The organism is Arthrobacter sp. H5, assembly GCF_000520595.1.
Classification (GTDB): domain Bacteria; phylum Actinomycetota; class Actinomycetes; order Actinomycetales; family Micrococcaceae; genus Arthrobacter_D.
On the sequence record NZ_KI915015.1, the window covers coordinates 2,366 to 10,026 of the forward strand.

Annotated in this window: 8 protein-coding genes; 5 read left to right on the plus strand and 3 right to left on the minus strand. The window is 62.3% G+C overall.

Annotated features, from left to right (window positions below):
• The first annotated feature begins 325 nt into the window (after window positions 1-325).
• From Y708_RS0117165 to fabF, 5 genes are all read left to right on the plus strand, one after another.
• Window positions 326-1,537, plus strand: a complete 1,212-nt coding sequence (locus Y708_RS0117165; protein WP_028280875.1) for a PucR family transcriptional regulator — start codon at window positions 326-328, stop codon at window positions 1,535-1,537.
• 96 nt (window positions 1,538-1,633) lie between these two features.
• The gene (locus tag Y708_RS0117170) at window positions 1,634-2,599 is read left to right on the plus strand and encodes an ACP S-malonyltransferase (RefSeq protein WP_028280876.1); all 966 of its coding nucleotides are present in this window, start codon (window positions 1,634-1,636) and stop codon (window positions 2,597-2,599) included.
• Window positions 2,596-3,639, plus strand: a complete 1,044-nt coding sequence (locus tag Y708_RS0117175; RefSeq protein WP_028280877.1) for a beta-ketoacyl-ACP synthase III — start codon at window positions 2,596-2,598, stop codon at window positions 3,637-3,639. Before Y708_RS0117170 ends, Y708_RS0117175 begins: the two co-directional genes overlap by 4 nt.
• Window positions 3,640-3,715: 76 nt before the next feature.
• Window positions 3,716-3,961, plus strand: a complete 246-nt coding sequence (locus Y708_RS0117180) for an acyl carrier protein (protein WP_028280878.1) — start codon at window positions 3,716-3,718, stop codon at window positions 3,959-3,961.
• Between the two features lie 103 nt (window positions 3,962-4,064).
• Window positions 4,065-5,300, plus strand: coding sequence for a beta-ketoacyl-ACP synthase II (gene fabF, locus Y708_RS0117185; RefSeq protein ID WP_028280879.1), 1,236 nt, complete (start codon window positions 4,065-4,067; stop codon window positions 5,298-5,300).
• Between the two features lie 39 nt (window positions 5,301-5,339).
• On the opposite strand, the gene Y708_RS0117190 is transcribed toward fabF, so the two are convergent.
• The 3 genes from Y708_RS0117190 to Y708_RS25945 form a co-directional block, all read right to left on the minus strand.
• Complete coding sequence (locus tag Y708_RS0117190) at window positions 5,340-5,843, minus strand: DUF3145 domain-containing protein (protein WP_028280880.1); 504 nt, start codon at window positions 5,841-5,843, stop codon at window positions 5,340-5,342.
• Window positions 5,844-6,009: 166 nt separating this feature from the next.
• The gene (locus Y708_RS0117195) at window positions 6,010-6,948 is read right to left on the minus strand and encodes a tyrosine recombinase XerC (RefSeq protein ID WP_051479109.1); all 939 of its coding nucleotides are present in this window, start codon (window positions 6,946-6,948) and stop codon (window positions 6,010-6,012) included.
• A 75-nt stretch (window positions 6,949-7,023) separates the two neighbouring features.
• Window positions 7,024-7,596 (minus strand): methylated-DNA--[protein]-cysteine S-methyltransferase, encoded by a 573-nt coding sequence (locus Y708_RS25945; protein WP_051479110.1) that lies wholly within the window; start codon window positions 7,594-7,596, stop codon window positions 7,024-7,026.
• Between the last annotated feature and the right edge of the window lie 65 nt (window positions 7,597-7,661).

Below are 7,661 nucleotides of genomic sequence, written 5' to 3' on the forward strand. Positions count from 1 at the left end.
CCGCGCGGCAGCCAGGCGGTTCTTCAAGATCGACTCACACTCCGTCGTCGCACGTGCCCTGGAAATGCTCGCCCGCAGAGGCGAAGTCGACGCCGATGCGCCCCGCCAGGCCATCGAGAAGTACTCGCTGCACGATGTGAACGCCGGAACCACCGGAACCACCGGCGGCGACAGCTAACCCCACACGCATCGACTCTCCCCAAAGTGACGTTCCCAGCCCGAAAACGACCCTGAGAAAGTCACTTTGGGGAGAGTCGATGCACAAGGGGGTTTGTAGCCTTCACACAAAATGGGGGATGCGCTCCACGGAACGTATGCTCGACTAATGGTCACGCCAAAAACACCGCGCAGCAATCTGCCCGATGCGGCCACCGTGGACCGGCTCCGAACCAAAATCGGCGCGCTCTCCACAGCCACCCTCCAGCAGCTCGATGCTTCGCTTCCGTGGTATCGGAGTCTTCGGCCTGATGAACGGTCGGCCCTGGGACTGGTGGCGCAGAAGGGCATCGCCTCCTTTGTCAACTGGTACCAGAAGCCGGTCTCGCCGGCATGGGTGCTCAGCGATGTGTTCGGAACGGCGCCCACCGAACTGACCCGCTCGATCAGTCTGCAGAAAGCACTTCAGCTGATCCGCGTGGTGGTCCAGGTGGTTGAGGACCAGGTGCCGGATCTCGCAGCCGACGCGGACCAGGGACCGCTCAGGGAAGCCGTGCTCCGCTACTCGCGGGAGGTGGCCTTCGCCGCCGCCGACGTCTATGCGCGGGCCGCCGAAACGAGGGGTTCCTGGGACACCAGGCTGGAAGCTCTTGTGGTGGACGCCATCCTGCGCGGGGAAAGTTCGGATGCGCTCCGCTCGCGCATCGCTGCGGTTGGCTGGAAGTCGCAGGCGCGGATCACCGTGATGGTGGGCAGTTCGCCCGCCGAGCCGAACGCCATGTTCCTCAACGAACTGCGCCGGATCACCGGCAGACTCGCCGAGGACACGCTTGTGGGTATCCAAGGCGACCGGCTCATCCTCGTCCTTGGCGGAGTCGAAAACCGTGACAACGTCCACCGCAAACTCAGCGACCTCTTTGGGCCCGGGCCGGTGGTGTACGGACCTGAATCGGCATCGCTGGTGGCCGCCAGCAGTTCGGCGCAGGCCGCCTTTGCCGGTTTGACCGCGGCCCGGGCGTGGCCTTCGGCGCCACGCCCGGTTGCCGCCGACGATCTGTGGCCCGAGCGCGTCATGTCCGGGGACGACACCGCTAGAAAAGCACTGATTAGAAACATTTACCGCCCCTTGGTCAATGCATCGAACGGGCTGGAGGAGACACTTTCCGCGTACGTGACGCTGGGGCATTCGCTTGAAGCAACCTCACGCGAATTGTTTGTCCACGCCAACACCGTCAGGTACCGGCTGCGGCGTGTGTGCGACGTCACGGGCTGGGATCCGTTACTACCCCGCGAGGCGTTTGTGCTGCAGACGGCTCTGGTCATGGGAAGGCTGTCCCAGCCCCCCGCGGGCACGCCCGAGCGTCCTGGTCCGCGCGCGTAATTGTCCGCACCGTTGTAGACTTCCTACAAAGTGGCTCCGGCAGCTTCGTGCCCCCGGCCACCCCGAATCGCCCACCCAGTTTGGAAAGCTTGATACGTGCTTGCAATCGTCTGCCCCGGACAGGGCTCCCAGTCTCCCGGATTTCTGAGTCCCTGGCTTGAACTGCCAGGCGTGAGGGATCACCTCACTGTGCTGAGCGACGGCGCAGGCCTTAACCTCGTGATGCACGGCACGGAATCCAATGAGGAAACCATCAAGGACACGGCCGTTGCCCAACCGCTGATTGTGGCTGCCGGCCTGGTTGCCGCCAAGGCAGTGCTGGCGGACACTCAGCTCTCCGCGTCAACGGTGCTGGCGGGACATTCGGTGGGCGAACTCACGGCCTCGGCGATAGCGGGCGCGCTGTGTGAGCGGGATGCTGTTGCCCTTGTCAGGGCCCGCGCCAACTCCATGGCTGCCGCAGCATTAGTGACGCCAACGGGCATGAGCGCAGTACTCGGCGGCGACCCCGACGAGGTGGCTGCGAAACTTGCGCACCATGGACTGACAGCTGCCAACGCCAACGGCGGCGGGCAAGTGGTTGCGGCAGGAACGCTGGATCAGCTTGCCGCCCTCGCCGGCGACCCGCCGTCGAAATCCCGTGTCATCCCACTCAAAGTGGCCGGGGCGTTCCATACACACCATATGGCCTCCGCCGTCAGCGCCCTGGAAGCGCTGCGGCCGTCCCTGAACCCAACCGACCCGGTGGCCACGCTGTTGTCTAATTACGACGGCGAACCCGTCACCAGCGGTGAGTCGAACCTCGACAGCCTGATAGCACAGGTATCGCGACCGGTCCGCTGGGACCTGTGCATGGCCAAGCTGCAGGATATGGGTGTCACCGGCATGATCGAACTCCCGCCGGCGGGCACTCTCGCAGGTCTCGCAAAGCGCGGAATGCGCGGTATTGCCACTCTGGCCGTAAAATCGCCAGAAGACCTTTCCGCAGCGCGAGCCTTCATCGAAGAGCACTCGCGCACTACAGGTCCGGTCGCGGCCCCCATCGTAGAAGGAAACGAGTGAGCTCTCCCACCCTCAAGCAGTCCCCACTGCGCGAACATACCCGCATCCATGGACTGGGGATTTTCCGGCCAGATGTCATCGTGACCAACGACGACGTATGCCAATGGATCGACTCCTCGGACGAATGGATCCGTCAGCGGACTGGAATTGCCACACGACACCGTGCCAATAGGGACACCAGCGTGATCGACATGGCCGAGGCCGCGGCAATCGCCGCGCTCCGCGATGCGAACATCGAGGCATCACAACTCGGCGCCGTCCTCGTCTCAACGGTGACTCACCCCTACGCGACACCGTCGGCCGCCGCTCAGCTCGCAGACCGCCTGGGTGCCACTCCAGCACCCGCCTATGACATCTCCGCTGCCTGTGCCGGCTACTGCTACGGCATCGCCCAGGCTGATGCAATGGTCCATGCCGGCACGGCGGAGTACGTGCTGGTGGTCGGGGTGGAGAAGCTTTCCGACTTCATCGACAACGCGGACCGCACCATCTCCTTCCTGCTCGGAGACGGAGCCGGCGCCGTCGTCGTGGGCCCGTCCGATTCACCGGGTATTGGACCTTCCGTGTGGGGATCTGACGGCAGCAAGCACGAAGCGATCCGGATGACCCATTCACTGCTGGAGATCAGGGATCTTTCGCTTGCCGGCACCGCTCCCGCCACCGCGGAATCTGAGTCTTCCCTGTGGCCCACCATGCGGCAGGACGGACCCACCGTGTTCCGTTGGGCAGTCTGGGAAATGGCCAAGGTTGCCCAACAGGCTCTGGATGCCGCCGGAATCTCCGCCGATGACCTGGTGGCGTTCGTCCCGCACCAGGCAAATATCCGCATCATCGATGAAATGGTAAAGCAGCTCAGCCTGCCCGGCCATGTTGCCGTAGCACGAGATATTGTCGACGCCGGCAATACCTCGGCTGCCTCGATCCCCCTGGCCATGCACCGGCTGCTGCAGGAAAATCCCTCCCTGAAGGGTGGTCTTGCACTGCAGATTGGATTTGGAGCCGGATTAGTCTTCGGTGCCCAGGTAGTAGTTCTCCCCTGATTTTATGCCCGGCCGCAGCCCGCGGTTGGACCAACAACGCCGGAACAACAGCCGGTACCACAGATAAGGAGCCACCATGGCTAGCAACGAAGAAATCTTGGCCGGACTGGCCGAAATCGTCAACGAAGAGACGGGCCTCGCACCCGAATCCGTGGAGATGGACAAGTCTTTTACCGATGATCTGGACATTGACTCGATCTCGATGATGACCATTGTGGTTAACGCCGAGGAGAAGTTCGGCGTGCGGATTCCGGACGAAGAGGTCAAAAACCTCAAGACCGTTGGAGACGCTGTCGGCTTCATCGCCAACGCACAGGCGTAGCCTCTGGCAGCGCTCCGGTGGCCGTCTTCGGACGGCCGCCGCTGCGGCAGCCATTCGTCAGTTCCCCCAGAGGGCACACAATCATGTTTTCAGAGAGTGAACCATGACACGCAAAGTAGTCATCACAGGCCTGGGCGCCACAACGCCGATCGGCGGAGATGTTCCCACCATGTGGAAGAACGCCCTCAAAGGCGTCTCCGGTGCCCGGACCCTCGAAGCCGACTGGGTGAAGGAATACGAGCTGCCGGTCACGTTTGCCGCTCAGGTTACCACCCCGGCCAGCGAGGTGCTGACCCGGGTTGAAGCGAAACGGATGGACCCTTCTACCCAGTTCGCCGTTATCGCGGCCAGGGAAGCATGGCGGGATTCCGGCCTGGAAGAACTTGACCACGATCGGTTCGCCGTTGCCTTTGCCACCGGAATCGGTGGTGTGTGGACGCTGCTTGACGCCTGGGACACCCTCCGGGCGAAGGGCCCGCGCCGCGTGTTGCCAATGACCGTACCCATGCTGATGCCCAATGGGCCCGCAGCTGCCGTCAGCCTCGACCTGGGCGCCCGGGCAGGAGCCCACACTCCTGTGTCCGCGTGCGCCTCGGGCACGGAAGCTCTCCATCAGGGACTTGAGCTAATTCGCTCCGGTAAAGCGGATGTGGTCATGTGCGGCGGAGCGGAAGCGGCAATTCATCCTATGCCGATTGCTGCGTTCGCATCAATGCAGGCGCTGTCCCGGCGCAATGACGATCCGGAACACGCGTCCCGGCCCTACGATGTTGACCGCGATGGATTCGTCATGGGCGAGGGCGCCGGCGCCTTGCTCATCGAAGCGGAAGAGCACGCACTGGCGCGCGGTGCCAGGATCTACGGTGAGCTCGCCGGGACTTCGGTCACTGCCGACGCCTATCACATCACTGCTCCGGATCCCGGCGGTCTGGGTGCAACGCGTGCGCTGAAGGCGGCGATGTTCGATGCCAGGGTTCAGCCATCCGATGTTGTCCACGTCAACGCTCACGCAACGTCCACTCCGGTTGGTGATAAGCCTGAGTACGTTGCCTTGAAAACAGCGTTGGGTTCCCATCTGGACAGCGTGGCTGTTTCAGCAACCAAGTCGCAGACCGGTCACCTCTTGGGTGCTTCCGGCGCTGTGGAAGCCGTAATGACCGTGCTGTCGGTATATGAGCGTAAAGCGCCAGTAACAATCAACCTGGAAAACCAGGATCCTGAGATCCCACTGGATATTGTGACAGCTGCACGGGATCTTCCCCAGGGCGACGTTGTCGCGCTCAGCAATTCGTTTGGCTTCGGTGGCCATAACGCCGTCATTGTGGTGAAGAACGTCTGACAGGTTCTCTACTAACGTGAGTCTGTTATGACTTAGCGATTACCCGACCTGATGGAGCCACCGTACCGGGGCGCCTTCGCCGGCATGACGGAATGGTTCCAGCTCCTCATCCCAGGACTCCCCCAACGCAAGCGACAGTTCGTGATAGACCGCTGCCGGATCCCCTGCTCCCGTTTCATATGCGTAACGGATGCGGTCTTCGGAGATCATGACATTGCCGTGCACGTCCGTGGTGGCGTGGAAGATTCCAAGCTCCGGGGTGTGGGACCAGCGTCCTCCATCGGCGCCGGGACTCTGCTCTTCGGTAACCTCGTAGCGGAGGTGCGCCCACCCGCGTAGCGCCGAGGCAAGCTTAGCCCCTGTTCCCTGAGGTCCAACCCAGGACAGCTCAGCCCGGAGCATGCCGGGTGAGGCGGGCTGAGGCGACCACGACAGATCGGTGCGTTGGTCGATAACGGATCCGACCGCCCACTCGATGTGAGGGCACAACGCAGAAGGGGCTGAGTGTACATACAAAACACCGCGCGCCATCAAAACAGACATTCCATCCTCCATAGCTGTAGGTACGTCTTCCCCAACGACCTTCAACCGAGATGTACTGTACGTTTTCTCTGGTGCTTCGGTGTATCTTGAGCCCCGTGCCTTCGGCACTAAGGTTCATTCTGCCGTATCGAGTCAAATTGCGCCACTGTAACTACGGTGCTGGCACTTATGCGCGGGGGTGAGCCTGTTCGTAGCTGCGTCGGAGCCTGTCGACTGACACGTGGGTGTAGATCTGGGTGGTCGCCAGGCTTCGGTGTCCCAGCAGTTCCTGAACCGCTCTGAGGTCAGCTCCTCCATCCAGTAGATGGGTTGCCGCGCTGTGGCGCAGGGAATGCGGGCCATTGGCGTTGCTGTCCGTCTGAGAAAGGAGCCGTTGGATAACCGCCCGTGCCTGCCGTGAATCCAGCCGACCACCACGCGGACCGGTGAACAGCGCACGTCCCGAGGCTGGTTTAGCCCACTGGGGGCGCCCGCGCCGCAGCCAGTCATCGACGGCGGTGGCTGTTGGTACCCCGTAGGGAACGGTTCTTTCCTTGTTTCCTTTGCCAAGCACCCGGAGTGTCCTGCGATCCATATCGAGATGGTCTATGTCCAACCCGACCAGCTCCCCTACCCGCACGCCCGTTCCGTACAGCAGTTCCAACAGCGCCCGGTCCCGCAGGGCTGATGGATTTCCGCCGACGGATGCCACCTGGACGGCATCAAACAGCGGATTGAGTTGGGTGGTGGAGAGCACATCCGGCAAAGTTGACTGCCGCTTAGGGGCACGCAGCCGCAGGGCGGGATTGGACGCAATCAACTCCTCCCGGACAGCCCACGCCATGAAGCTGCGGACTGTGGCAGCACGTCTGGCAATGGTTGACCGCTGCAGCCCTGCCCGGTCCAAGGAGCCCAGCCATGCCCTGAGGCAACTGAGGTCGATTTCATTCAGGCTTGCGTAACCATCCTGTTGGGCAAAGACAAACAGATGGTTTATGTCGGCCCGATAGGCGCGAAGAGTGTGGATGGACCGGTTTCGTTCATCAGCCAGATATCGTTCGAAGTGCCCGGCGGCTTGCACGAATTCCGTGAGGTGCCCGGCGCTGCCTTCGATCTGTGACACCATATGAACCGCCTTTCCTATAGCGCAGCGCCGCCGCTGTACTGCGCCCCTCCACTGTGCAGTAGCACCGGTCGTGTTTCAAACAGGCTCACCGCTGAGTGCCCGCACCGCCCTTCGATCGGATGCCTTGAGCACTGCTGCTTCAAGATCGAGTAGTGCCCGCTTCACCGCTACTCCAGCCGAGTATCCGGTTATGCGGCCGCCTGAACTGACTACGCGATGTCCGGGAACAACGATCGAATACGGGTTGGCGCGAATCGCTGCACCGATAGCGCGGCCCATCGCCTCATTGCCAAGCTCCCCCGCAATGTCCTTATAGGTTCGGGTGTGTCCGTACGGTATGTCGGCGACCACCCGCCACACGTCCCGTTGAAACAGCGTTCCGACGCCAATTTCGGGTGCTTCAAGCTCCACAGGTTCTCCGGCGAAGTACTCTGTCAGCTGGCTCTCAACCCTGGTGAATACTCCCGTGGGATCCGGCTGACCGGGTTCGGTCTGCAACGCCCCGGGGTCCGGTCCGAAAGGGCTTCCCAGGATCACCGGTGAAGGTTCCGGGTCATGGAACTCGTGATACAGCCCGGCAAGGGTGCCGTTGTTCGCCACGAGTACCAGTCCTCCCACAGGGCTCGCGATAATCTTGTGAGTGAACATGTCATTTCCTTCCGATCATTATGGTGGTGCGGCTAGCGCCGCGACTTTCGCCAACCGCCGTCCTC

Bases quoted from the DNA above. Each gene is read 5' to 3' on its own strand.
- Y708_RS0117190 (WP_028280880.1), bottom strand. From the start codon at position 5,843: ATGTCTGTTTTGATGGCGCGCGGTGTTTTGTATGTACACTCAGCCCCT.
- fabF (WP_028280879.1), top strand. From the start codon at position 4,065: ATGACACGCAAAGTAGTCATCACAGGCCTGGGCGCCACAACGCCGATC.
- Y708_RS25945 (WP_051479110.1), bottom strand. From the start codon at position 7,596: ATGTTCACTCACAAGATTATCGCGAGCCCTGTGGGAGGACTGGTACTC.
- Y708_RS0117195 (WP_051479109.1), bottom strand. From the start codon at position 6,948: ATGGTGTCACAGATCGAAGGCAGCGCCGGGCACCTCACGGAATTCGTG.
- Y708_RS0117180 (WP_028280878.1), top strand. From the start codon at position 3,716: ATGGCTAGCAACGAAGAAATCTTGGCCGGACTGGCCGAAATCGTCAAC.
- Y708_RS0117165 (WP_028280875.1), top strand. From the start codon at position 326: ATGGTCACGCCAAAAACACCGCGCAGCAATCTGCCCGATGCGGCCACC.